The following is a 25,729-nucleotide window of genomic DNA, read 5'->3' on the forward strand; positions in this document are numbered from 1 at the left end:
GATAATGAGTAATGGCAACGTATAACGATTTTAACTGGAAATATGCATTAGTATTTTTAATTGTATTTTTAACAATACCAACGATGCACCTATGGGCTGGCCTATTTGGTATCTTCGGTTGATTGCTAATATTCAGTATAAGAAAACCCGCATTCTAGCACTTAGAATAGCGGGTTTTTTTATGCCTGATTTTTATGTGAAAGAAACGTAAGTAGGCATTGTTGATGTGTTTCGAGGAGTGTTATCATCAAAGTACTCTAACTATTTGATTAATGATAAACACAGGGAGAAGTCTAGATGGGACAAGCAGTAAGAATTGCGGTTATGGGTTGTAATGGTCGTATGGGCCGTACCATTTTAGAAGCCATTCAAGATAGTGATGGTGTGGCTGTTGTTGGTGCAGCAATCGAACGTCCTGAGTGTAACTTTTTAGGCGCAGATGTTGGTGAATTGGCTGGCCTAGGTTCACTGGGTGTTAAAGTCGTGAGTAGCCTTACTGATGTTGTTGATGATTTTGATGTGATAGTCGATTTTACGACGACAGATGCAACACTGAAACATCTTGAATTTGCTGTGGCGAACAATAAGAAAATAGTCATTGGTACAACAGGTTTTAGTGACGAACAAAAACAACTGATTCACGATGCTGGTAATACGACAGGCGTGGTATTTGCGCCTAACATGAGTGTTGGTGTTAATGTCATGTTTAAGTTGCTTGAAATGGCTGCGAAGGTCATGGGTGACTACACTGACATTGAGATCATTGAAGGTCATCACCGTCATAAAGTTGATTCGCCTTCAGGTACGGCACTTGGTATGGGCGAAGTGATTGCCGATACACTTGGCCGTGATTTGAAAAAAGTAGCTGTCTATGGCCGTGAAGGTTATACCGGTGAACGCGATCGCGAAACAATTGGCTTTGCCACTATTCGCGCAGGTGATTTAGTGGGCGAGCACACAGCTATGTTTGCTGACATTGGCGAGCGTATTGAAATTACGCATAAAGCTTCAAGTCGCATGACATTTGCAAAAGGTGCTATACGCGCATCTGCTTGGGTATTTGCCCAAGAACAGGGTCTGTACACGATGCAAGATGTACTTGATCTTAAATCTTAAATTCAAAATGTAAAATAAAACAGTTGCGTAACATTTATTTTGTCTGTATTATGCGCGGAATTTGCCAAAATTTAGTAATTCAGAGGTTGTTTGTTTAAGCTCGAATTACTATGCTGTGTGACAGCCTGGGGTAAATAGTTGATTTATTTTATTATTTTTCTATCTATTTTTGGAGGTTGTCTTGAGTAATATCGCCTTGTTGGTGTTGGAAGACGGAACAGTATTCCGTGGTGTGTCTATCGGTGCAGAAGGTCATTCGGTAGGTGAAGTAGTTTTTAATACTTCAATGACTGGTTATCAAGAAATATTAACCGATCCTTCCTATTCTCGCCAAATCGTTACTCTCACTTACCCACATATCGGTAACACCGGTACAAATGATGAAGATGCAGAATCTTCAGATGTTCATGCTTGTGGACTAATCATTCGAGATCTTCCTTTAATCACTTCTAATTTCCGTAATCAACAATCACTTACTGACTATCTAAAAGAACGTAATGTTGTTGGTATCGCTGATATTGATACACGTAAACTTACACGTATCTTACGTGAAAAAGGTGCTCAAGCGGGTTGTATCATCGCAGGTGAGAACCTAGATGAAACTCACGCATTAGAGCTTGCTAAAGCATTCCCAGGCCTTAAAGGTATGGACTTAGCAAAAGAAGTGACTGTTAAAGAGTCATACGAATGGAACCAAGGTAGCTGGACGTTAACGGGTGGTTTACCTGCAGAAGCAACTGATTCACGTTTCCACGTAGTTGCTTATGATTATGGTGTTAAGCGAAATATCTTACGTATGTTAGTTGACCGTGGTTGCCGTCTAACGGTTGTACCAGCTCAAACAACAGCGAAAGAAGTATTAGCGTTAAAACCAGATGGTGTGTTCTTATCAAACGGCCCTGGTGATCCAGAACCGTGTGATTATGCAATCGCAGCAATTAAAGAAATTTTGACTACAGATATTCCAGTATTTGGTATTTGTTTAGGTCACCAATTACTTGCATTAGCAAGTGGTGCTAAAACATTAAAAATGAAGTTCGGTCATCACGGTGCTAACCACCCTGTAAAAGACATGGAACGTGGCGTAGTAATGATTACGGCTCAGAACCATGGTTTCGCAGTTGATCAAACAACATTACCTGAAAATCTAGTAATGACGCATAAGTCATTATTTGATGACTCTTTACAAGGTATTCATCGTACTGATAAAGCCGCATTTAGCTTCCAAGGACACCCTGAAGCAAGTCCTGGTCCACACGATGCAGCTCCTCTTTTCGATCACTTTATCGAATTGATGGAAAAAAGTAACGCCTAAGCCTGATACCTAGTAGAGAATTAAACTATGCCAAAACGTAATGATATAAAAAGTATTCTAATCTTGGGCGCAGGTCCAATCGTAATCGGTCAAGCATGTGAGTTTGACTATTCCGGTGCTCAAGCTTGTAAAGCGCTTCGTGAAGAAGGCTACCGAGTTATTTTAGTTAACTCAAACCCAGCTACAATTATGACTGACCCAGAAATGGCGGACGCGACTTACATCGAGCCGATCCATTGGGAAGTTGTACGTAACATCATTGAAAAAGAACGTCCAGATGCGGTATTACCGACGATGGGTGGTCAAACAGCATTAAACTGTGCACTTGAATTAGAAAGCAACGGTGTTTTAGCTGAATTTGGTGTTGAGCTAATCGGTGCAACAGCTGATGCAATCGATAAAGCGGAAGACCGTAGTCGTTTCGATAAAGCAATGAAAGCAATTGGTCTTGAAACACCGCGTGCTGGTATTGCTCACACAATCGAAGAAGCTAAAGGTGTTCTAGCTGAAGTTGGTTTCCCATGTATTATTCGTCCATCATTCACTATGGGTGGTACGGGTGGCGGTATCGCTTATAACATGGAAGAGTTCATCGACATCTGTACGCTAGGTCTAGATCTTTCTCCAACAACTGAACTATTGATTGATGAATCATTAATCGGTTGGAAAGAATACGAAACTGAAGTTGTGCGTGATAAAAACGACAACTGCATTATCGTATGTACAATTGAAAACTTTGACCCAATGGGCATCCACACGGGTGACTCAATTACGGTTGCACCAGCACAAACACTAACGGATAAAGAATACCAAATCATGCGTAATGCATCGATGGCTGTTCTACGTGAAATTGGTGTTGAAACAGGTGGTTCAAACGTACAGTTTGGTATTAATCCTGAAGATGGCCGTATGGTTATCATCGAGATGAACCCACGTGTATCTCGTTCATCTGCACTTGCATCAAAAGCAACGGGTTTCCCAATTGCAAAAATTGCTGCAAAACTAGCGGTAGGTTACACGCTAGACGAATTGTCAAATGACATTACTGGCGGTGCTACACCAGCATCATTCGAACCAACACTTGATTACGTTGTAACTAAGCTTCCACGCTTTAACTTCGAAAAATTTGCAGGTTCAAATGACCGTCTTACGACACAGATGAAGTCTGTGGGTGAAGTAATGGCAATTGGCCGTAACTTCCAAGAGTCACTGCAAAAAGCATTACGTGGCTTAGAAATCGGTAAAAACGGTTTTGATCCAGAAGTGAATCTAAACGATGATACTGCAACTGCTAAAATTCGTCATGAATTAACTGAAGCTGGCGCAGAGCGTATCTTCTACATTGCAGACGCTTTCCGTAGTGGTATGTCTCGCGATGAAATCTATGCAATTACACGTGTTGACCATTGGTTCCTTGTTCAAATTGAAGACATCATCAACGCTGAAGCAAACGTAAGTAAAATAGGCCTATCAGGCTTAGATGAAACACTATTACGCCAACTTAAGCGTAAAGGTTTCTCTGATTTACGTCTGTCTAAACTTGCTGGTGTAAGTGAAAATGAAGTACGCAAATTACGTCACCGTTTAGAAATCTTACCGGTTTATAAGCGTGTTGATACATGTGCGGCTGAGTTCTCAAGTGATACTGCTTACATGTATTCTTCATATGATGAAGAATGTGAAGCGGCACCAACAGATAAAGATAAGATCATGATCATCGGTGGCGGTCCTAACCGTATTGGTCAAGGTATCGAATTCGATTACTGTTGTGTACACGCAGCATTAGCAATGCGTGAAGATGGTTATGAAACTATCATGGTTAACTGTAACCCTGAAACTGTTTCAACAGACTATGACACATCAGACCGTCTATACTTCGAACCTATTACATTAGAAGATGTATTAGAAATCGTTCGTGTAGAAAAACCTAAAGGCGTTATTGTTCAGTACGGTGGTCAAACACCACTTAAACTGGCGCGTGATTTAGAAGCGGCTGGCGTGCCAATCATCGGTACATCACCAGATGCAATTGACCGTTCAGAAGATCGTGAACGTTTCCAACAAGCTGTTGACCGTCTAGGTTTATTACAGCCTGAAAATGACACGGTAACAACGACTGAACAAGCAGTTATCTCTGCTGAAGCAATCGGTTACCCACTTGTAGTACGTCCTTCGTATGTACTTGGTGGTCGTGCAATGGAAATCGTATATGACGAAATCGATTTACGTCGTTACTTTAAAGAAGCGGTAAGTGTTTCTAACGAATCACCAGTACTACTTGACCGTTTCCTAGATAACGCAATCGAACTTGACGTTGATGCTATCTGTGATGGTAAAGATGTTGTTATCGGCGGCATCATGGAGCACATTGAACAGGCAGGTGTTCACTCAGGTGACTCAGGTTGTTCATTACCTCCTTATTCATTAAGCCCTGAAATTCTAGATGTGATGCGTGCTCAAGTACGTGCATTAGCATTAGAACTAGGTGTTATCGGTCTGATGAATACGCAGTTCGCTGTTAAAGATAATGACGTTTACCTTATTGAAGTTAACCCGCGTGCAGCACGTACTGTTCCTTTTGTTTCAAAAGCGACAGGTGTACAACTTGCAAAAGTTGCTGCTCGAGTAATGGCTGGTCAAACGTTAGTTGAACTTGGTTTCACTGAAGAAGTTATCCCACCATACTACTCTGTTAAAGAAGTAGTACTTCCATTTGCTAAGTTCCCAGGTTCAGACCCGTTACTAGGTCCTGAAATGCGTTCTACTGGTGAAGTAATGGGTGTGGGTGATACATTCGCTGAAGCTTACGCTAAAGCACAGCTTGGTGCTTCTGCTGAAGTTGCTAAGACTGGTCGTGCACTTATCTCTGTGCGTAACGGTGATAAAGCTCGCGCAGCTGACCTAGCTAAGCAATTAATTGCACTTGGTTTTGAAATTGATGCGACTCACGGTACTGCTGTTGCACTGGGTGAAGAAGGTATTAATCTTCGTCTAGTAAACAAGGTACATGAAGGTCGTCCACATATTCTTGACCGTATCAAAAATGGCGAATACAGCTACATCATCAATACGACTGAAGGTCGTGTTGCGATTGAAGATTCTCGTCAACTACGTGCAGCTGCTTTACGTTATAAAGTTAACTACACAACAACAATGAATGCTGCATTTGCAACGTGCCAAGCGCACTCTGCTGATGACCGCGGTACAGTTCGCTCAGTACAAGAGTTACATACTCGTATTAAGTAAGCTGTAAGTATTTATAGTTAATAAAAAACCTCGTTGTTTTTGTTATATTAATAACAGAAGCAACGAGGTTTTTTTATATCTGCAATTTGGCGTAATTGAAATCTTGATAGTTTCAATTACCGCTTACAAGGCGATTGTAATTACAGTTCAAATTCCAATTCAATAAACGTACAACCTTTCACGCAGCTTACGCCTGTTTTAGATTCGTCAGCTTTATTCTTTGGCGGTAATAACTTTAATGCTTGCTGGCAAACAGGGCATAGCACCGTTTTTCCAAGGCATACTTTCTTGATGGTATTACGCTGTTCATGAAATGATTTTGAACTGCTTTTATTGATTTCTGAAAAATCTATTTTTGACATAATAACTCTTTAGTTGTTCGTTTTTCTATTTACTGTGATTGATATAATTACACCTGTTATTTACTTGTTTTTTTGCTTTATATAATCAAAGCGAACAAGTAACCAGTGTGTTTATATTCAATAATTGTGGAACATTTTACCTGTTTATTCGCATAAAAGTATCAGTGATTACATTTTATTCTAGGGTTAGTGTTATTCGCTATCTCCAGATGAATCTAATGTAAATGATACAGTATCAATTTAAACTTAAACTTAAACTGCATGGCCTAACGTTAATTGAGCTACTAATCGCAATTTCAATACTGGCGATATTAATGGCGTTGAGCCTACCTTCATATAGTGCATATGCGAACAAAAATAAAATAGGCAATCTCACCCGTCAACTTGTTGAAGCACTCAATACCACAAAGCAACTCGCGATAATCCGAGGTGCTCCCCATTATCTTAACTTACAGGTAAATAATACCGCTATTAGTTCGGAAAAATCATGTTGGGTTATTAGTCATGTAGGCAGTTGTGATTGCTTAGTATCAAAAAACCTATGCCAGTCTAAATATGCTCAGGTTAGTGTTGTATTCGGTGATATTGATGTCAGTAGCAATCGACCTAAATTGTCTTTCTCGCCATTATTAGGCATGACAAATGGTGCTACTTATTTACTTTCACTGGGTCGCTTTACAACTAAGATCATCGTGAGCTCCCAAGGCCGTATTCGAGTTTGCACCGTCCATGGAGATAGTTCGTTATATGCCGCATGTTAGGTCTGTGAACGCGGGCTATGTACTTATCGAAACCATGATTTCGCTTACATTAGTTGGTGTTATTTTGACTGGTATTTATAGTGTATTTAGCAATCATGAAATACAAAAGAACAGAGCAGAGCAATATTATATAGTGCAACAAGAAGCGCATAATATACTCACGATTATGCAACGAGAGTTAGCTAGAGCGGGCTATACATTAGCTGGTGAAGGTGTGAAGCCTTTTATTTATAACAATGATGAGATTTATATTTTGAACCCTCGGCAAGATTGCATCATGTATCGCTATGATCGTAATGAAGATGGTGTGTTTAGCCATGAAAGTTTTGGATTTCGTTTACATAATGGTGGATTGCAACAGCGTAAAGGTAGTGAAGTCAGTTGTGAAGGAGGATTAGGTTGGGAGATGATTTCTGATTCGGCGAGTACCAAGATTAGCGCGCTGCAGTTTATCATTTCTGAACAGATTCAGACGTCTCCGTATCGGGTAAAAGGTTATGTCATTATTAAACTACGCATAGGGCATCGACAGTTAACAGATATTGAGCTTAGCTTTTCTCGCAATAGCAGCGCGAGGGCTTTTCTATAGTTAGGCGTATACAAACTGCTGGTATAGCGATTCGTGGCTTTGCTTTATTATCGATGACACTTATTTTAGTTTTAATTTCAATGAGTGCCAGTTTGTCATTTGCGCATATTCAGCAGCAGCGAATCCAACGTAATCAGCTTGAACTTAATTACCTTAAAACGAGAATGGCAGCGGCCAACAAATTAGATTTATTTTATATTGTGCTTTATGACTCTCCAGCGTTATTAGCACTGGCGACACCATGTTCGGGCTTGGAATTAGATAAGCAGCATTTAGTTATACCAAACGATATGATGCGTCAATATAGCTTGTTGGAGCCGTTTTATTTATGTATAGAAAAAGAAGGGTATTTTAATATCACAATCGAAGTCTCATATAATGATACAGAGCGACTGATCATGGAGCGCCAAATTATTACGTTATCAACCCCTTGGGTTTGGCAACCTCGTTCTTTACAGGGATTTTAAATGCGGCTTAGTGGGCATGCTTTGCAGCAGGGGAGTACTTTATTTGAGGTGATGATCTGTTTATTCATGTTAATTCTTCCTATATTTGGTATGACAGCACTAAAGTTAACGCAGGCTCATATTGTGTTGCAGCAGTCACAATATAAATCAGCATGGGCATTGATGGAGTATAAGCAGAATGAATTACGTTATTTAATCGATTCAATTGATGAATTTAATGCCTTAAGTTCAAATAGTGGTGGTGGCTTAGTGGCAGGTAATATCGATTACGATCAATATCAGTTTAATTTAACCTGGCAGGTAACGGAAACCACCACGAAGGCGACATCGAGTTTACTAAAAGAGGTGATAGTTAAAATTAGCTGGGTTGAGAGAAATAATATTTCTCGGACGATTAGTGATATGACGACATTAAACCGGAATGTGATAGTGAGATAAAAACAATGTAAGTGTTGTGAACTATAATTTACGTTAAACTCAATATTTATTGTTATTTTGTGACGAATTACTAATGTTTTATATTATCTTTTTCATTTAATTTGATATTATCCTGCCTTTATTGGTTTTTATGGATATTTAGGACGTGATATGGGTAGTAAAATAGCAGGGCTTTTTCAATTGAGTTTGGTTAAGCAGATCATTATTAGTATTGTTGCAGGTATTGCATTAGCGTATGCAGCACCTGAAATCGCTAAGGAAGCAAGCTTATTTGGTGGGTTGTTTGTTAGCGCACTAAAAGCTATCGCACCTTTATTAGTATTTGTATTAGTTATCTCTGCAATTGCAAATCAAGAATCTAACACCAATGCTAATATTCGACCAATTGTGGCCTTGTATTTATTCGGTACATTTGCAGCCGCTATCGTAGCCGTTAGCTTAAGCTTTTTATTCCCAATACAACTTAGCTTGATGACTGAAGCTGCTACCAATTCTGCGCCAAGTAATATTACTGACGTACTGCGTAACCTTATTTACAAAGTTGTAGATAACCCGATTAATGCGATTGTAACAAGTAACTTTATTGGCGTATTAACTTGGGGTATTGGTTTTGGTGCAGCACTAAAACATGCCTCGTCAACAACAAAGAAAGTGATCAAAGATATTGCCGATGGTGTATCTAAGATTGTTCATGTTGTTATTCGTTTTGCACCGCTAGGTATCTTTGGTCTTGTATCATCAACATTTGCTACTGTTGGTTTCTCGGCTATGGCAAGTTACACCCATTTATTAGCGGTACTATTAACGTCGATGGCGGTTGTAGCATTAGTGGTTAATCCAATCATTTTGTTTGTTATGTCGCGTCAAAATCCATATCCATTAATTTTCCAGTGTCTACGTGAAAGTGGTATTACTGCATTCTTCACACGTTCATCTGCGGCAAATATTCCTGTCAATATGGAACTGTGTAAAAAGCTTAATTTACATAAAGATACTTACTCGGTATCTATCCCTCTGGGTGCAACGATTAACATGGGTGGTGCAGCGATTACGATTACAGTGCTAACGCTTGCAGCGGTTAATACGTTAGGTATTGCAGTTGATTTACCAACTGCATTATTACTGAGTTTAATTGCGGCTATTTCGGCGTGTGGTGCTTCTGGTGTTGCCGGTGGTTCATTATTGTTAATTCCATTAGCTTGTAGCTTATTTGGTATCGATAACGATATTGCGATGCAAGTGGTTGCAACGGGCTTCATTATTGGCGTATTGCAAGACTCGGCTGAAACTGCATTAAACAGCTCAACTGATGTGGTATTTACTGCTGCTGTAAGCCACGCTCATGAAAGAAAAACAGACGTATAAAAATCATATATTAAGTGATTTACTGACGTAGTGAGCCACATATAGTACTTAATTAAGCAGCCAGTTAGCGATAACTGGCTGCTTTTTTATAAGAACGTAACAATCCGTAACAAAGTGCGAAATTAGACTGATTCTTGTTAGTCGGATGTTATACTCATTTACAATGCGCAAACCGAAATAGCAGTGGATTAAAACAGTCATTATCGATTTAATGATAAAGGTAGATTTCTGTATTAGTTTTGTATGAATTGTGGCGAAAGGAAGAAACACATGTTTGACTTTAGAAGTGATACTGTCACACAACCAACGGCTGATATGCGTAATGCGATGGCAACAGCAGTTGTAGGTGATGATGTTTATGGAGATGATCCAACGGTAAATAAGCTGGAAGAAATGGCTGCTGATCGTTATGGATTTGATGCTGCGATCTTTTGCTCGTCAGGTACACAAGCTAATTTACTCGCGATTATGGCGCACTGTCAGCGTGGCGACGAATATATTTGTGGCCAAAATGCACATAATTATCGTTGGGAAGGTGGCGGTGCAGCAGTATTAGGCAGTGTACAACCACAGCCAATTGCTAACGAAGCGGATGGCACTATTTGCCTGCAAGCGATTCGCGACAATATTAAACCAGATGATGATCATCATGCTAAAACTAAATTATTATCATTAGAAAATACCATTGGCGGTAAAGTATTACCGCTTGAGTATTTAGCACAAGCACAAGCGCTCGCATTTGAACATGGATTACGTATTCATCTTGATGGTGCGCGTGTCTTCAATGCTGCGGTTAAACTTGATGTAGATGCGAGTGAAATTACGCAGTATTTTGATTCAGCTTCTATCTGTTTATCGAAAGGACTTGCTGCACCGGTTGGCTCGTTATTACTCGGTTCAGAATCATTAATTCGCAGTGCAAGACGCTGGCGTAAAATGTTGGGCGGGGGAATGCGCCAAGCGGGTATTCTTGCGGCTGCAGGTATTCTAGCGTTAGAAGATCAAGTGGCCAAGCTCGCGATTGATCATGATAATACGCAGTATCTAGCTCGGCAATTATTGACGTTACCTGAGTTCACGTTTGATTTAGACAGTGTGCAAACCAATATGATTTTTACTCAGTACACGGGTAAAGACGGTAAAGCATTATCGGCTTATTTACGTACTAAAGGGATCATCATTAGTGCCAGTTCTGCTATTCGCTTTGTTGTTCATCAAGATATCAGTGTCGACGCAATCGACTTATTAATTGCTGAAATTAAGCATTTTCATTCAATGTAAAGTGAAGCCTTATTTTGTGTAAATGAGGCGGATAAAATATAATTATTATAATAATAAAGGTAGTGTCGGAGTTATCATGACAGATAAAACAACTGCAGTAGCAGATAAGCAAAAAGCGCAATTAGATAAATCAAGAATACCAACAGGCAGCTTGATTCTACGTACGCTAGCAATGCCAGCTGATACCAATGCAAATGGTGATATTTTTGGTGGCTGGATTATGTCTCAAATGGATATTGCAGGTGGTATTTTAGCGAAAGAGATCGCACAGGGTAGGGTTGCGACGATTTCTGTTGATGGTATGACATTCCATCAGCCAGTAACGGTTGGTGATGTTGTTTGTTGCTATGGTTCGTGTACGCGTATTGGTAATTCATCGATGACAATTAAGTTAGAGATCTGGGTTAAACCAGTGATCGATGCGCCAAAGTTCAACTACCGTTATATTGTTACCGAGGCAACGTTCACGTATGTTGCGATTGATAACGATGGTAAGTCACGCAGTATTGAGCGTACATGCGAAGTTGAATAATTTACCTGATAAATAATATCAGCGTACCAGCGGAACATTCTTGTTTGAAGTGTTCCGTTATTTTTAATTTCATTCCTGAGTTAACATTATTTCACTCGCGAAATCACGTCATATTATCCGTTCTGCACCTCGTTAATACGCACTAAATACAGCATTTTCATCATAATAAGGTTTAATACAAACTTATTAACAATAGATCCTAAGTACAAGTATCTGGTCAGACCACGTTTGGTTTTATGGTATTTTATTACTAATCTAAGAATGTTACTGTTTTTTTTAAGAATAACCTTTCTAAAATTGAATTCCAGACTAACCTTATTTCTACTGAATTTATTTTAATAAAAAATTGTTTCTAGTTAGTTTTATAGTTGTTGCTAGGTATGTTTAATTTGTAAGCGCTGTTTCAGGTAGAGAGACTCGCTTGGGGAGATAGAAAAATGGAATTATCTAACGAGTCAAATGCACTAGATGTCTACATGTTTCAAGTTAATCAAAGTAGTAAGTTACTGACAAAAGAAGAGGAGTACGAAACTGCGATGGCCTCTCATGAAGGGGACGAAAAAGCACGGCAACGTATGATCCAATCAAATTTACGTTTAGTGATAAATATTGCCAAGCGCTATCAACATACTTCGCTACCACTCGTTGATATTATTCAGGAAGGGAATACTGGATTAATTCACGCGGTCGAAAAGTTTGATGCAACAAAAGGTTTCCGTTTTTCGACTTACGCAGTGTGGTGGATTAAAAACAATATCGAACGTTTTATTATGAATCAGTCTCGCACAATTCGAGTGCCTATTCATATTGGTAAGGTTTATAAACGCATTTTAAAAACAGCACGTGAACAAGAATTAGACTTGCAATGTAATCAGGATGTGATGGCATTGGCAGAATTACTGGAAATGCAGCACGAACAAGTTACCGAAGTGTTATCCTACTACTTTAATGAAGCGAGTTTAGATAAAACGATTGTCACCGATCGTGACTCGAGTACAGCCTTAGTTGACATGTTAGAAGATTACTCTATCTGTAAGCCCAATGATGAACTCGAAGATGCGGATACTTTATGTTATTTGGATGAAGTGTTAGGCCATTTATCTGAACGAGATCGAAAAATTATTGAGCTGAGATTCGGATTAGGTGAAGAAGACCCGTTAACGTTACATGTTATTGGTGAACGTTTGTCTATGTCGAGAGAACGAATCCGCCAAATTATTAATTTAAGTTTACAGAAAATTCAGCCTGAGTTACTGCAAAATACAGTACAAAAACAAGATTATCTCAATTAAGTAATCGACAGCATACTCACTGATTTTCTGTATATATACAAAGGAATATATTTTCAGCTATTATCGTTATCTTTAGTTTTTTTCTTTAGATTATGATAGTTTAGCCGGGTATATTCCTTCGTCATTTTAGCCCGTCCAGTAGTTACGACTGATAGCATACTGCACTTTTTCATATATATGAGATATCAATGAGCACAACAAATCGTCCTCTGTATTTGCCCTACGCTGGCTCTTCACTATTAGAAACTCCTTTATTAAATAAAGGCAGTGGTTTTAGTGCTATTGAGCGTCAAAGTTTCAATCTTACTGGTTTAATTCCGCCGATGGTTGAATCAATCCAAGAACAATCTGAACGTGCTTACAAGCAATTCTCTGGTTTTGAGAATTCGATGGATAAACACGTTTATTTGCGTAATATTCAAGATACTAACGAAACCCTTTTTTATCGTTTAGTTGACGATCATCTTGAAGAGATGATGCCAATTATTTATACCCCAACGGTTGGCGCTGCATGTCAGCAATTCTCAGATATCTATCGTCGTGCTCGTGGCCTATTTATCTCTTATCCTGAACGTGAAAATATTGATGATATTTTACATAATGTGAACAAGCAGAATGTAAAAGTAATCGTAGTAACGGATGGTGAGCGTATTCTTGGTCTAGGCGATCAAGGTATTGGTGGTATGGGTATTCCAATTGGTAAGCTGTCATTGTATACGTCATGTGGTGGTATTAGCCCTGCTAACTGCCTACCAATCGTGCTTGATGTTGGTACTAATAATGAAAACCGCTTGAAAGATCCTATGTACATGGGCTGGCGCAAACCGCGTATCGATCAAGACAAATACAATGAATTTTTAGATCTGTTTATTGATGCAGTAAAACGCCGCTGGCCAAATGTATTATTACAGTTTGAAGATTTTGCACAACAAAATGCAATGCCATTGTTGAAGCGCTATAAAGATGAAATTTGCTGTTTCAATGATGATATTCAAGGTACAGCTGCAGTGACACTTGGTAGTTTAATGGCGGCATGTCGTGCTGCTAAAACAAAACTGAGCGAACAAAAGGTTACCTTCTTAGGTGCTGGTTCTGCTGGTTGTGGTATTGCTGAGCAAATCGTAGCGCAAATGAAATCTGAAGGTTTATCTGACAGTGCTGCACGTGCTCGTGTATTCATGGTTGATCGTTTTGGTGTGTTGACTGACAAAATGCCAAACTTACTCGACTTCCAACAGAAGCTCGTGCAGCATCAAGGTTTACGTGATGAATGGAATATCGACAGTGATGTGATCTCATTACTTGACGTGATGGTACATGCTAAACCATCTATTCTGATCGGTGTATCTGGCCAACCGGGTCTGTTTACTGAGCAAGTGATTAAAACGATGGCTGCAAATACTGAGCATCCAATTGTATTCCCGCTTAGTAACCCAACATCACGTGTAGAAGCGACACCACAAGACATCATCCGTTGGACTGAAGGTCGTGCACTTGTCGCAACGGGTAGCCCTTTCCCAGCTGTAAGTTATGGTGATGATTTGATTACCATTGCACAATGTAACAATAGTTACATTTTCCCTGGTATCGGCTTAGGTGTACTAGCAGCAGAAGCAACGCGTGTAACAAATGCAATGTTAATGGCTGCAAGTCGTGCATTAGCAGATTGTTCTCCATTAGGTCGTGATGGTGAAGGTCCATTATTACCGCCATTAGCGGATATTCATTCAGTAAGTAAAGAGATTGCTTTCTGGGTTGCGAAAACAGCACAGCTGCAGGGTGTTGCTTTACAAACATCAGATGAAGCTATCCGCGCTAATATTGAAAAGAATTTCTGGTTACCAGAATATCGTCAATATAAGCGTGTTGCTAACTAGTTAATACCCCTAAATATGTAATCCATATAGGTATTACCTACTGATATTAAAAAAAACCAGCTACTTTAGCTGGTTTTTTTTATCGATTTTATTGGTTATATGTTGCAATAAGTGGTGCTGAGTAACAATTTTGCAAAAAATACTTGCCTATTTGACATATACTTCTGGCTTGATCAGCTATGTTTAGTAGAATGCGTGGCGTTTCTCTATCAAATCGACATTAACCTTAGGAGTTGGCCAGATGACCACATCATTTTATTCGCAAATTCAATCTCAGCTAGAACAAACTAAAGCTGATGGCCTTTATAAAAAAGAGCGAGTGATTACTTCTGCCCAAAATGCCAACATTCAAGTGGCGGGAAATGAAGTTGTTAACTTCTGCGCGAACAACTATTTAGGCTTAGCTAACCATGCAGACCTAATTGCGGCGGCGCAATCTGGTTTAGATAGTCATGGTTTTGGTATGGCGTCAGTACGCTTTATCTGTGGTACACAAGACAAACATAAAGAATTAGAAAGCAAGATCAGTACTTTCCTAGGTATGGAAGATACGATTCTGTATACGTCTTGCTTTGATGCAAACGCGGGTTTATTTGAGACATTATTAGGTGCAGAAGATGCAATTATCTCTGATGAACTAAACCACGCATCAATTATTGATGGTGTACGTTTATGTAAAGCAAAACGCTTCCGTTATAAAAATAACGACATGACATCACTAGAAGAACAACTTATTGCTGCTGATGCGGCTGGTGTTCGTCATAAGCTAATCGCAACTGACGGTGTATTCTCAATGGACGGCGTTATCGCTAACCTACAAGGTGTTTGTGACCTTGCAGACAAATACAACGCACTCGTAATGGTTGATGATTCACATGCAGTTGGTTTCGTCGGTGAAGGCGGTCGTGGTACCCCTGAGCACTGTGGCGTAATGGACCGTGTTGATATCATCACGGGTACACTAGGTAAAGCATTAGGCGGCGCATCAGGCGGTTACACATCAGCTAAAAAAGAAGTTGTTGATTGGTTACGTCAGCGTTCACGTCCATACCTATTCTCAAACTCTGTAGCACCAACAATTGTTGCAGCATCAATTCGTGTAATCGAAATGATGGAAGAAGGTCATGAACTGCGTGCAAAAGTTAAATCTAACGCAGAGCATTTCCGCCGTGAAATGAGTGCAGCAGGCTTTACACTTGCTGGTGCTGACCACGCAATCGTACCCGTTATGATTGGTGATGCAGCCCTTGCTGCTGAAATGTCAGATCGTTTATTAGCAGAAGGCATCTACGTAATTGGTTTCTCTTTCCCAGTGGTTCCACATGGTAAAGCACGTATCCGTACACAAATGTCAGCAGCGCACAGCGTAGAACAAATTGATATTGCAATTGCCGCATTTACCCGTATCGGTAAAGATCTTGGCATTATCTAAACTTAATATCATCTAAATAAGTGGATTGAAGAAAATGAAAGCACTAGCAAAATTAAAACCTGAACAAGGTATTTGGATGACAGATGTGGAAAAGCCAACGCTTGGACACAATGACCTGTTAATCAAGATCCGTAAAACTGCGATTTGCGGTACTGATATCCATATTTATAACTGGGATGATTGGTCACAAAAGACAATTCCAGTACCTATGGTTGTCGGTCACGAATACGTGGGCGAAGTTGTTGGCATCGGCCAAGAAGTTCGTGGCTTCACGTTAGGTGATCGTGTTTCTGGTGAAGGTCACATTACTTGTGGTCACTGTCGTAACTGTCGTGCAGGCCGCACACATTTATGCCGTAACACAACGGGTGTTGGTGTTAACCGTGAAGGTGCATTCGCTGAGTATTTAGTGATTCCAGCATTTAACGCATTCAAATTACCAGATGATGTTTCTGATGATATGGCTGCAATCTTTGACCCGTTTGGTAACGCTGTACACACAGCATTATCATTTGACGTTGTTGGTGAAGATGTATTAATCACAGGTGCTGGTCCTATTGGCATCATGGCTGCTGCAGTATGTAAGCACGTTGGTGCACGTAATGTAGTGATCACAGATGTGAATGAATACCGTCTAGATCTAGCTCGTAAAATGGGTGTGACTCGCGCTGTAAACGTAGCAACAGAATCACTTAAAGACGTGATGGATGAGCTTAAAATGACTGAAGGCTTCGATGTGGGTCTTGAAATGTCAGGAGTACCATCTGCATTTAGCGATATGCTAGATAAGATGAACCATGGCGGTAAAGTTGCTATGCTAGGTATTCCACCAAATGACATGAGCATCGAATGGGGCAATGTTATCTTTAAAGGTTTAGTTATTAAAGGTATCTACGGCCGTGAAATGTTTGAAACTTGGTACAAAATGGCTGCATTAATTCAGTCAGGTTTAGACCTAACACCAATCATCACGCACAATTTCCCAATTGATCAATTCCAAGAAGGTTTTGATATTATGCGTTCAGGTATGTCTGGTAAAGTTATTCTAGACTGGGAATAATATAACGCTAATCACATAGATTAACGATGAAAGGGTAAGTCTGAAATAATCAGGCTTACCCTTTTTTATTGTCTTTAATACGTTTATTTTTATAAAACAGTATTATATTTTGGGAAAGTGTCGTGATGAAGATGTTATAATATAACACTGTGATTTATTTAGAGTGAATAGTAATTACCCATGATGATCGTCAATGAAAATTATGTTGTAGATTTCGATGATGCAATGATTTTGAGTTTAAGTACTGGATTACGCACAAGTTTAGGCAGTAATGAGGTGGCATTATTACGCTATATGATCCAGCAACAAGGCAAGTTGTTACTTCGTCAAGACTTGATGGAGGAAGTGTGGCTAAGTAAAGGCATTATTGTTGAAGATAGTAGCTTGTTACATGCGATCTCTAATTGTCGAAAAGCACTCGAAGATAAAGACACGCAAATTATTCAAACACAACGTGGTAAAGGTTATATCTTTTTAGGCAAAGTGGAACCGTATTCTACCGAGCCCCTTGAAGACAGTGAGCAAGAAAAACATGAAAATGCTATCACTGATGCAGGGCCTGCGAATACTACTTCTTTAAAAAACACCAACAATGTTAATTCATGGTGGCGCTATTTTGCGGTGTATTTATTAATAACTGTCTCTTCATTTATGCTTTGGCGTCAGTTTTCATCGCCATGGCGTTCTGCAGAGTATTATTATATTGAGCAGTTTGCTAAATGTGTTTTTACTGATCCGGCAACAGCAACCGAAACCATATTTCAGGACGTGACGATTTACCATGCCAATGGCTTGTCTTTGTTAATCGATACAACCGAAACTTCTATTAGTTATCAGGATGATTCGGAGGTGGACTGTGAATAAATTAGCATTATTGGGTGTGACTCTAGGTGGTCTATTAACAGGTTTTTTAATGAATCAGAATACAAGCTCGCTGGTGAGTGAACGCCTGAGTTCTGATACGCGAGTACATGTAACCACGAGCTTTGGTAAATCTTTAAATATTGATATTAATGCAGGGTTAGAGTTAAAAGACACTGGTCAATTTGAGTATTATATCGTGATACCGCGTGATATTGGTTTCTCTGCGGTCGGTGATTACCAGCTTGATGATGGGTTATTGTCATTAAACATCACGAACAGCGAACCTTTATTAGGTGAATCGAGTAGTAAAGACCCATTGCAGTTATATGAGAAATTAGTCAGCCGCGCTGAAATGCATACCACTGAGAATATGATGGCGTTTAGACCGCAACATAATAAGGATGCTTTGCTACTATTTTCAGAGCGTGGAGCGTTTTATTTTAAGCCGCGATAAGAGCGGTGAGTGGAATACATACTAACTAGCCGGATGCACAATATAAGCTAGTTAGTATGTTCTTAAGGCAGGAGTAAATCGTTAAAACGAGTGGTTGTACTGCAAACCAAACAACCAAGCACTCGATTTTACAACACCATTAATACTGGATTCTGTTCCCGGTATGGTGGTGAGGCTTTCTTCGACCGTCGTATCTTCGGCGAGAATATAGCTAACCCCTAAATCAATGCTTTGTGAACGCGATATTTTATAAGTACTACCCAGTGATAACCAATGACGGCTAGCATCGGGAATCGAAAGGGACTCTAATGTATCGGTGGGTGCATGGTCGTACATGTAGCCTGCACGTAACTCCCATTCAGGGGACACATAATAAGTACTACCAATGGATATATGTCCCGCATCAGCCCATTCATAATCCTTAATGTTACTGTCGAATTCATCCGATGTTAACGAGTCAAACTCAGCCCATTGCACATATTGAACGCTGTAATGAAATGCTAATTGTGGCATAACTCTATGGTAGCCAGACAGTTCGATCATATCGGGCAAGGGGATATTGATACTGCTAGCGCTGCCTTCACCGGTCATATCTACATCGCCATTGGCTTCTAAATCTGGACTGTAACGGTAACTTAAACCAAGGCGATTATTTGCGTTAAACTCATAAGCGACGCCAAGATTAAAGCCGTAAGCGACGCCATCCGCTTCAACAGCAAGTAGGGCATCTCGAGATATTTGTCCTTCTCCGTGAATAATATCAAGTCCAGCACCTAGACTCAGTTTATCTGTCACCTGATAGGCAGCAGAAAGTGCGATATTGATGCTAGTTAGTGATGTTTCACCACCAAATTCACTGGCAACATAATCATCAGGAAATGCGATGTTAGTGGCAAAGTTAGAGTAGATGCCTGCACCGAGCGTTAAATCGGAATCCGCAATGGGATGTACATAATAAAAGTTGGGGATGAAGGCGTTATTGGCAATATCATCAACATTTGCATCCACAGTATCACCAAACATAGGTGTATAAGAGGCGTCCGTGATATTCACATCTGTTACCACTCCGATGGCACCAACAGAAAGTGAAGGCTGATCAAATAAAGCCATTGCTGCACTATTCTTTGCCATCACTGAAGCATTGTCGGCAATAATACCATCACCTGCAAATGCTCGGCCTAAGCCTGTTGCGGATTGTGCATTAAGTTGAAAACCTGCTGCGTAAGCTTGGTTGCCTATACAGGCTAACAAAATGATTGGATAAGCTCGACGTAAGTGTCTCATTGGGTAACCTCTGCTTCGATATGGGTGAGATCGTCAATATCGGTCTTATAACCATTTGACTCGATCATGCTGCTAATCGCTATTTGTTGTGTGGTTGTGGCTTTACGCACCTCACCTAAATCAGATACTCCTGGTGCGCCACTTTCGTCCATTGGACCTTCATAAGCGAAAAGGTAAGTACCGTGGCCACCAACGGTTGCGCGAATAATTCCTCGAATTTTACCTAGTTCGCCTGAACCACCTTGGGTGCTATCTCGGATATCATCTAGCTGCAGTGCTTTGATGAGCGGATCTGTGCCTGTTAACGTATTATCTGGGCTATTGTTTGGTACCACGTAATCAGGCATATATTCACCAATTTCGCAGGTGTCACCACAAGTACCGACAGCTTCGATTAATAATGTTGGCTGTTGGTTTACGACCTGACGACGGGTAAAGTTGGCAGGATCTGCACTATCAACACTGCTTTGTACACCTTGTTTAAAGCTCGGCATAATTAATGCGTAGATATCATTTTCAAGCTGGGTAACGACGTTAGCGTTATGTGTTGATTGTGCACTGAATTCTCGTAATGCTAAAATGCACTCTTCGTTGGTGTTAGTGATATCGCATTGTTCAGGAATAACTGTTTCAGCAATACCGCGTTGAATATCGGGTGATTTTTTTACTGATTCTTCAGTCTCTGGTCCAAGTAGATCTGAGGTTAAAACGAGGTTTACTAAGCCTTGTCCGGGAACGACAAAGTTAACTGTTTTATATGACAGGTCCACCGTTCTCGCTAATGGCTGGATAGTGCTTTGCGACATCTCGGTCACCATCACAGACACAATGCCACCAAGAGAATGACCAATAAGATGAGTATTGGTTTCATCAGCCCAAGGTGCGTTGATTAATGCATTACGTAAACTGAGGTTGTCAGATACCGCTTGGTTTAAGTTACCTCTGAGAGTGAGGGGGGAGCTGATATTAATAAAGTCTGCCTTGTTAATTTCAGCGCCAATCTCATTTCCTTCATCATCAAGTAAGATCCGTTCGCCGTGGTAAGGCATATCAATAGCAACAACCAAATAACCAGCATCGGTGTAATCTTGTGCCATTAATGATGCAGTGCCTTTATTGGCTGTTACGCCATGGATAAATTGCACGACAGGTAGCTTGCGGTAACCCCAGTTTTTCGGTGCATAAATATCGACATTAATCGTTAACTCTGTAGAAGAGGGTAGGCTGTTATCCTGTGTTAAGTGTTCACTTGTATCATTTTCAGGTCTCATCCAACGGTATAGATCTGGGCATGAACCGATAGGATCAAACTCATCCACTAAGCAGGCTTCTTTTTCACTCAATGGTTCTGGAGTGCCACCGTGAAAAGGCAAGTAGTAGGGCAGGGTTAGCTCAGCAGTATAGGTATCATAGTTACGTCCATCAGTGTTGACAGGCGTGAGGTCTCCGAGTGCTGCGGATTTATTATTTTCAATGATGCTATCTAATATGGCATAAGTATTTTGAGTCGTGAATTGCGCTGCGTAAACTATCTCACCTTGGATAGTGGTGCCAGCCGCTGCTTTTGCTGCCTGTATTTGTGCTTGTACGCGTTGCTCTTGCTCCGTTAATGTTGCTGGTGCTATATCGGGATTCATTAACGCTGTAAATGCAGGGTCGGCTTGTAGTTGTGTGCCATCTGAGGTTTCTATCTGATCATTGACGAGTAAGAAATATGTACTTTTTTCTTCTAGTGTCGCGGTACATTCAATTTGGATATTTTCACTGGTTGAAGATATATTCGTTTCAACAGGGGTGCCATCTTCTTTTATTAAGATGACATTATTCGCTAATGTCATTGAATTCAGTGGGTATCTTTCTTTACCACTTAAGGTCGAAATTGGAATTTGCATTGGCTCTGTACATAACCCCCAACCATCGAGCGCAGCATAAACGGTGTCAGAACTGCGATAAAAATTCTCTCTATCGATTCCGGTTACCTCGTCTTCACCTGGTAATGATATTGTTGAGTCAATATCGTAGCCATAACCGTCGTTAGGCATAGGTAGTGCAGTAACTGAGAATGGCACATACATATCAATAGGTGCTTGGTGGCTTTCTTCATCTGATTGGCATGCACTTATTGCGATGCAGCCTATAAAGACACCAGCATAGCGCCTTAAATTTATTAACGTCATTGTCATTGTTCCATGTTGAGTTTCGTGTCAGGTCGTCACTTTTGCTCAAAAACCACAAACACCCTAATAATTAAGTATTATTATGTATAATTAAGGTTATTAATGCTTTATTGTGTTACGAGTATTTATGGTGTAACCGACTGTTTATTATTGATTTACATTTTTCTGGCTGCTTTGTTAAATATCAATATCAACATTGTTATTTTGACTGCCGCGAGTGTGATTAATATGGGAATAAGCACGTTTTAAATGGATAGGAAGGGATTCAGATTGAATTATTCGAAAGTATGTATGGGATTTGTTTTTACTTTAGTGGCCGGTTGTAACTCTGACTCAGGTGAAGAAAATGCACCTATTCCGCCGACGGCAATTGAGCAAGCGCTAGCAACGGCTGATGTTAGCTATATTGATGATGCTTCATCTATCGTGCTTGAAATGAACAGTATTGTTAATCAAGAATTGCAAGCGGAGCAGGCCATAAAACAAGCCCTGTTTAATATTCCTAATGGCGTCGTGAATGGCGATTCATTGACGAATTTAACGTGGTGGCCAACCCATGATGCCGCAGCATTTAAAAATACCTATGGCGTTAATTACTCTGTTATTGAGTCGAACGCGATTATTCCCGAAAATGATGATGGCAGCCGAACCCCTGAAGCTTTACCTGTCGCAATTGCAGGACAATATAAACAGCAAGGTCGTTACTTAGCATTAAATTCAAATCCGTTTCGTAATGTGGGGAGAAATGAAAATGCACTGAATACAGAGATGGAATCATGGCTAAAAAACACCGTGAGTTGGTTATCTCAACGTGATGATTTTTCGTCAGATACACCGCTTAATATTGTGATGTCTCAACTAGATGATTCCTATTATTTTAAAGATAGAACGCTGACGCGTAAATGGTTTGATGAACAGTATCCAGATAAGGTGACTTATAATGCTGGGCAATCCTGTGATGGACCAACATTGGCGAGTTGTATTACAGAAGAGACTGATTTAGTTATTCTGTCGCAGTATATGGGGTCACTAACTGACGAGCAAGTAGAGGATTATGTCGCTCAAGTAGAGACGTTACTCGCACAGGGTACACCTGTATTATATGTTCATCACGACGGTAACCTTAAACCATTAGGAAAAGCGTTATTTGAGTTACTGAATATTACCTATATAGGCGATAACTATTGGCGAAAGTTTGGTACTAACGCCTTTAATGTTATGGATACTTACCAAACGATACCTGCTGATATTGAGAAACAAATAGCGTTATTCAATCGTCTGGATACGAATAGCTTTACTGTTGATTTATCGCTATGTGATGATCATAAGTGTGAACCAGAGTCACTGATGGATGAACAGTTTTATCAAGCGGCAAGCAGTATTAAAGCCAAAATAGATAGTTTTGATAAAAGTAAAAAAGCGTTGTTTACGACAGACGATTTTAAATATCAAAAACTACAGATATTACTCGCAGATAAATATCGCCAAGATACCGTATTCCCCATGAATAGAGCAGATACGAATGCTAACGTATTCTTACGCTCATTATTCAGCGATTACGTGTTATTTAACAACCGTCTTATTAATGCCGCGCAAGCTGATTTAGGTAATTTTAGTCGTAGTGATTTTTCACATATAACACCAGTGGATAAGCAAATAAGTTTAACGACACGTGGTGCTTTTCAAGCCGCAGGTGTTTACATGTTGCCGGGGAAAACGGTGACGATCAGCCGTAATGATAGCCTTGACGTTAATACCAGTATTTTTATTAATACGCTACGTAGTGGTTCAACTCATGAGTTTTTACTAAAAGATGGCTATAGCCGTCCAAAGTTCATTAAATCTCAGGCTTACAGTATTGCATCTGGAGAAACGTTGACACTGACATCTGCCTACGGGGGCCTATTGCAAGTTGGTTTTGATACTAAAACAAATGTTGAGGCGCAAGACCCAACTGCGCAGGTTAATTTTATCTTTGCCAATGTCGGGTTACATCCAGTATGGCGTAATGACAGTGATAGTGAATCATTTGTACAGCAATTAGCTGCCAATCAATATGACTGGGCTGAGTTTATTACCGCTAATTTTCAAGTGCATTCAACCCGCAGTAAAATGTTAAAGACGATGAGTGACCCAACTTGGTCTGATTTATCCCTGTTGGCATCAACGACTCAAAAATATACTCACGGTTATGAAAAAGCATTGGGTGGTTTTGAAGGTCCGAATATTGAAGAGTTAAGCGAAGTTGTTAATTTTGCCAATGCGAAAGGGTTAGCACTTGCATATAAAGATCAAATTCATCACTTTAATGCAGATCGCGCAACTTGCGGTTCGGGGTGCTCGGGTAACCCTTACGATGCGAATTGGCAGTTTAATCCATTAGGCCACGGTGACTTACATGAGATTGGCCATACACAGGAAAGTGGCCGTTTTCGGTTCACGGGTTGGGATTCACATTCAACCACCAATTATTACTCTTACTTCACTAAGTTCATGAACTATAAAAAAACGGGTAATGCGCCTACTTGTCAAAAGCTGAAGTTTGAAACGATGTTTAACCATTTAAAGGCGAGTAAACAGCAGGGAGTTGATTCATACCAATATATGCAGGATTTAGCCTTAAACAGTTGGTCGAATGGTGCCATGATTATGATCCAAGCAATGATGGGCGCACAAAATGAAGGTACGCTGACGACTGGCTGGCATTTGATTGCTCGATTGCACGTACTGGATCGTAATTTTACGACTGCAGTGAAGAAAGAGACAACTTGGTTAGCTGCGCGTGATGTACTTGGCTTCAGTCAATATAGTCAGTCAGAAGCGAAATCAATCGGCAAGAATGAATGGTTAGCGATTGCCATATCAACGGCGATTGAACGTGATGTCGTTGACTTCAGTACTATGTGGGGCCTTGCTATAGACGATAAAGCCAAGGCGCAGCTCGCTGCAACGCACACAGATAAACTACCGTTGAGTTTCTACGCCTCAGACAATAATGGTGGCTATTGTATGGACTTAGCACAACCGAAAATAGCGCTGAGTGCTGATATGGTGTGGCCTTACTAATCTCATCTCTTTGATGCGGTGTGATTTATGCTATTATCTCTATAAATTACACTGCATTGTAGATAGTCATGACTGAAGACATTACCAAAGCCACCCTTGTAACCACTACTGAAACCGTCATGGAAAATAGTAGCCCTTTATCCGATTTAGATATTCACTTAGCCCTTAGTCCCGAGCAGATCGAAGCGGATGAGCGATGGATGCAACACGCGATGATGTTAGCAGGGAAAGCGGAAGCAATTGATGAGGTACCTGTCGGTGCTGTGATTGTACTCGACGGCGAAATTATTGGTGAAGGTTGGAATCAATCGATTAATTTACATGACGCGACAGCACATGCCGAAATAATGGCATTACGTGAAGCGGGTAAAGCAGTGGAAAACTACCGACTTATTGACGCGACCTTGTATGTGACGTTAGAACCTTGCTCTATGTGTGCAGGTGCAATGGTGCATAGTCGAGTGAAGCGTTTGGTTTACGGTGCGGTAGATTTAAAAACAGGTGCGGCGGGGTCGGTATTTAATTTGGTCGCACATCCACAGTTGAATCATCAAATTGATGTGCGTTCAGGGGTTTTTGCTACTGAGACCGGTGCTTTATTGAGTCAATTCTTTAAGCGTCGCCGGAAAGAGAAAAAAGCCCTGAAGTTATTACAGAAAGGTTAGCTTAGTATAGGTAGTAGCGCGCTATATTCAGTTGGGCATTCATTTTGTAAAAAGAATGCTCGCTGACGATTGAATAGCGATCGATT

At 40.3% G+C, this 25,729-nt stretch carries 21 protein-coding genes; 18 read left to right on the forward strand and 3 right to left on the reverse strand.

The genetic code is table 11. From position 1 onward, the window contains the following. Nucleotides 1-297 precede the first annotated feature (297 nt). The 3 genes from dapB to carB all read left to right on the forward strand — a co-directional run bounded on the left by dapB (nt 298) and on the right by carB (nt 5,677). Nucleotides 298-1,116 carry a 4-hydroxy-tetrahydrodipicolinate reductase gene (gene dapB / locus HWV00_RS04085; RefSeq protein WP_211684874.1) on the forward strand — a complete coding sequence of 273 codons (819 nt, stop codon included), beginning with the start codon at nt 298-300 and terminating at the stop codon, nt 1,114-1,116. A 169-nt stretch (nt 1,117-1,285) separates the two neighbouring features. Continuing rightward, on the forward strand, nt 1,286-2,431 hold the full coding sequence (gene carA / locus HWV00_RS04090) for a glutamine-hydrolyzing carbamoyl-phosphate synthase small subunit (RefSeq protein ID WP_211684875.1): 1,146 nt from the start codon (nt 1,286-1,288) through the stop codon (nt 2,429-2,431). Nucleotides 2,432-2,458: 27 nt separating this feature from the next. Further along, the gene (gene carB / locus HWV00_RS04095; protein WP_211684876.1) at nt 2,459-5,677 is read left to right on the forward strand and encodes a carbamoyl-phosphate synthase large subunit; all 3,219 of its coding nucleotides are present in this window, start codon (nt 2,459-2,461) and stop codon (nt 5,675-5,677) included. A 140-nt stretch (nt 5,678-5,817) separates the two neighbouring features. Here carB and HWV00_RS04100 read toward each other — a convergent pair whose 3' ends face one another. Further along, nucleotides 5,818-6,039: a hypothetical protein gene (locus HWV00_RS04100; RefSeq protein WP_211684877.1), complete on the reverse strand. Its 222-nt coding sequence runs from the start codon at nt 6,037-6,039 to the stop codon at nt 5,818-5,820. Nucleotides 6,040-6,263: 224 nt separating this feature from the next. On the opposite strand from HWV00_RS04100, the gene HWV00_RS04105 reads away from it, so the two are divergent. The 13 genes from HWV00_RS04105 (at nt 6,264) to HWV00_RS04165 (ending at nt 18,451) form a co-directional block, all read left to right on the forward strand. Beyond that, nucleotides 6,264-6,800, forward strand: coding sequence for a prepilin-type N-terminal cleavage/methylation domain-containing protein (locus HWV00_RS04105; protein WP_211684878.1), 537 nt, complete (start codon nt 6,264-6,266; stop codon nt 6,798-6,800). Beyond that, complete coding sequence (locus tag HWV00_RS04110) at nt 6,787-7,389, forward strand: type II secretion system protein J (protein WP_255554905.1); 603 nt, start codon at nt 6,787-6,789, stop codon at nt 7,387-7,389. The genes HWV00_RS04105 and HWV00_RS04110 overlap by 14 nt, the downstream gene beginning before the upstream one ends. 53 nt (nt 7,390-7,442) lie before the next feature. Further along, entirely contained in the window at nt 7,443-7,856 is a 414-nt protein-coding gene (locus HWV00_RS04115) for a hypothetical protein (RefSeq protein WP_211684879.1), read from the forward strand. Next, nucleotides 7,857-8,294, forward strand: coding sequence for a hypothetical protein (locus HWV00_RS04120; RefSeq protein WP_211684880.1), 438 nt, complete (start codon nt 7,857-7,859; stop codon nt 8,292-8,294). It begins immediately after the preceding gene. A gap of 150 nt (nt 8,295-8,444) precedes the next feature. Beyond that, nucleotides 8,445-9,659, forward strand: coding sequence for a serine/threonine transporter SstT (gene sstT, locus HWV00_RS04125; RefSeq protein WP_211684881.1), 1,215 nt, complete (start codon nt 8,445-8,447; stop codon nt 9,657-9,659). A gap of 270 nt (nt 9,660-9,929) precedes the next feature. Then, on the forward strand, nt 9,930-10,940 hold the full coding sequence (ltaE, locus tag HWV00_RS04130) for a low-specificity L-threonine aldolase (protein WP_211684882.1): 1,011 nt from the start codon (nt 9,930-9,932) through the stop codon (nt 10,938-10,940). Between the two features lie 76 nt (nt 10,941-11,016). After that, complete coding sequence (gene yciA / locus HWV00_RS04135) at nt 11,017-11,472, forward strand: acyl-CoA thioester hydrolase YciA (protein ID WP_211684883.1); 456 nt, start codon at nt 11,017-11,019, stop codon at nt 11,470-11,472. 437 nt (nt 11,473-11,909) lie between these two features. After that, complete coding sequence (locus HWV00_RS04140; RefSeq protein WP_211684884.1) at nt 11,910-12,764, forward strand: RNA polymerase sigma factor RpoD/SigA; 855 nt, start codon at nt 11,910-11,912, stop codon at nt 12,762-12,764. Nucleotides 12,765-12,952: 188 nt separating this feature from the next. After that, nucleotides 12,953-14,641: an NAD-dependent malic enzyme gene (locus HWV00_RS04145; protein ID WP_211684885.1), complete on the forward strand. Its 1,689-nt coding sequence runs from the start codon at nt 12,953-12,955 to the stop codon at nt 14,639-14,641. A gap of 241 nt (nt 14,642-14,882) precedes the next feature. Next, nucleotides 14,883-16,073: a glycine C-acetyltransferase gene (locus HWV00_RS04150; protein ID WP_211684886.1), complete on the forward strand. Its 1,191-nt coding sequence runs from the start codon at nt 14,883-14,885 to the stop codon at nt 16,071-16,073. A 34-nt stretch (nt 16,074-16,107) separates the two neighbouring features. Then, on the forward strand, nt 16,108-17,133 hold the full coding sequence (gene tdh, locus HWV00_RS04155; RefSeq protein ID WP_211684887.1) for an L-threonine 3-dehydrogenase: 1,026 nt from the start codon (nt 16,108-16,110) through the stop codon (nt 17,131-17,133). A 180-nt stretch (nt 17,134-17,313) separates the two neighbouring features. Continuing rightward, nucleotides 17,314-17,997 (forward strand): winged helix-turn-helix domain-containing protein, encoded by a 684-nt coding sequence (locus HWV00_RS04160; protein ID WP_211684888.1) that lies wholly within the window; start codon nt 17,314-17,316, stop codon nt 17,995-17,997. Then, complete coding sequence (locus tag HWV00_RS04165) at nt 17,990-18,451, forward strand: hypothetical protein (RefSeq protein ID WP_211684889.1); 462 nt, start codon at nt 17,990-17,992, stop codon at nt 18,449-18,451. Before HWV00_RS04160 ends, HWV00_RS04165 begins: the two co-directional genes overlap by 8 nt. A gap of 81 nt (nt 18,452-18,532) precedes the next feature. On the opposite strand, the gene HWV00_RS04170 is transcribed toward HWV00_RS04165, so the two are convergent. Together HWV00_RS04170 and HWV00_RS04175 are read right to left on the reverse strand one after the other, a co-directional pair. Continuing rightward, complete coding sequence (locus HWV00_RS04170) at nt 18,533-19,735, reverse strand: outer membrane protein transport protein (RefSeq protein WP_211684890.1); 1,203 nt, start codon at nt 19,733-19,735, stop codon at nt 18,533-18,535. Then, nucleotides 19,732-21,912 (reverse strand): hypothetical protein, encoded by a 2,181-nt coding sequence (locus tag HWV00_RS04175; RefSeq protein WP_211684891.1) that lies wholly within the window; start codon nt 21,910-21,912, stop codon nt 19,732-19,734. The genes HWV00_RS04170 and HWV00_RS04175 overlap by 4 nt, the downstream gene beginning before the upstream one ends. Nucleotides 21,913-22,182: 270 nt before the next feature. On the opposite strand from HWV00_RS04175, the gene HWV00_RS04180 reads away from it, so the two are divergent. Together HWV00_RS04180 and tadA are read left to right on the forward strand one after the other, a co-directional pair. Then, nucleotides 22,183-24,978: an ImpA family metalloprotease gene (locus tag HWV00_RS04180; protein ID WP_255554906.1), complete on the forward strand. Its 2,796-nt coding sequence runs from the start codon at nt 22,183-22,185 to the stop codon at nt 24,976-24,978. A 119-nt stretch (nt 24,979-25,097) separates the two neighbouring features. After that, the gene (gene tadA, locus HWV00_RS04185) at nt 25,098-25,643 is read left to right on the forward strand and encodes a tRNA adenosine(34) deaminase TadA (protein ID WP_211686329.1); all 546 of its coding nucleotides are present in this window, start codon (nt 25,098-25,100) and stop codon (nt 25,641-25,643) included. The last annotated feature ends 86 nt before the right edge of the window (nt 25,644-25,729 follow it).

Origin of the sequence: Moritella sp. 24 (assembly GCF_018219155.1) — a bacterium.
Classification (GTDB): domain Bacteria; phylum Pseudomonadota; class Gammaproteobacteria; order Enterobacterales; family Moritellaceae; genus Moritella.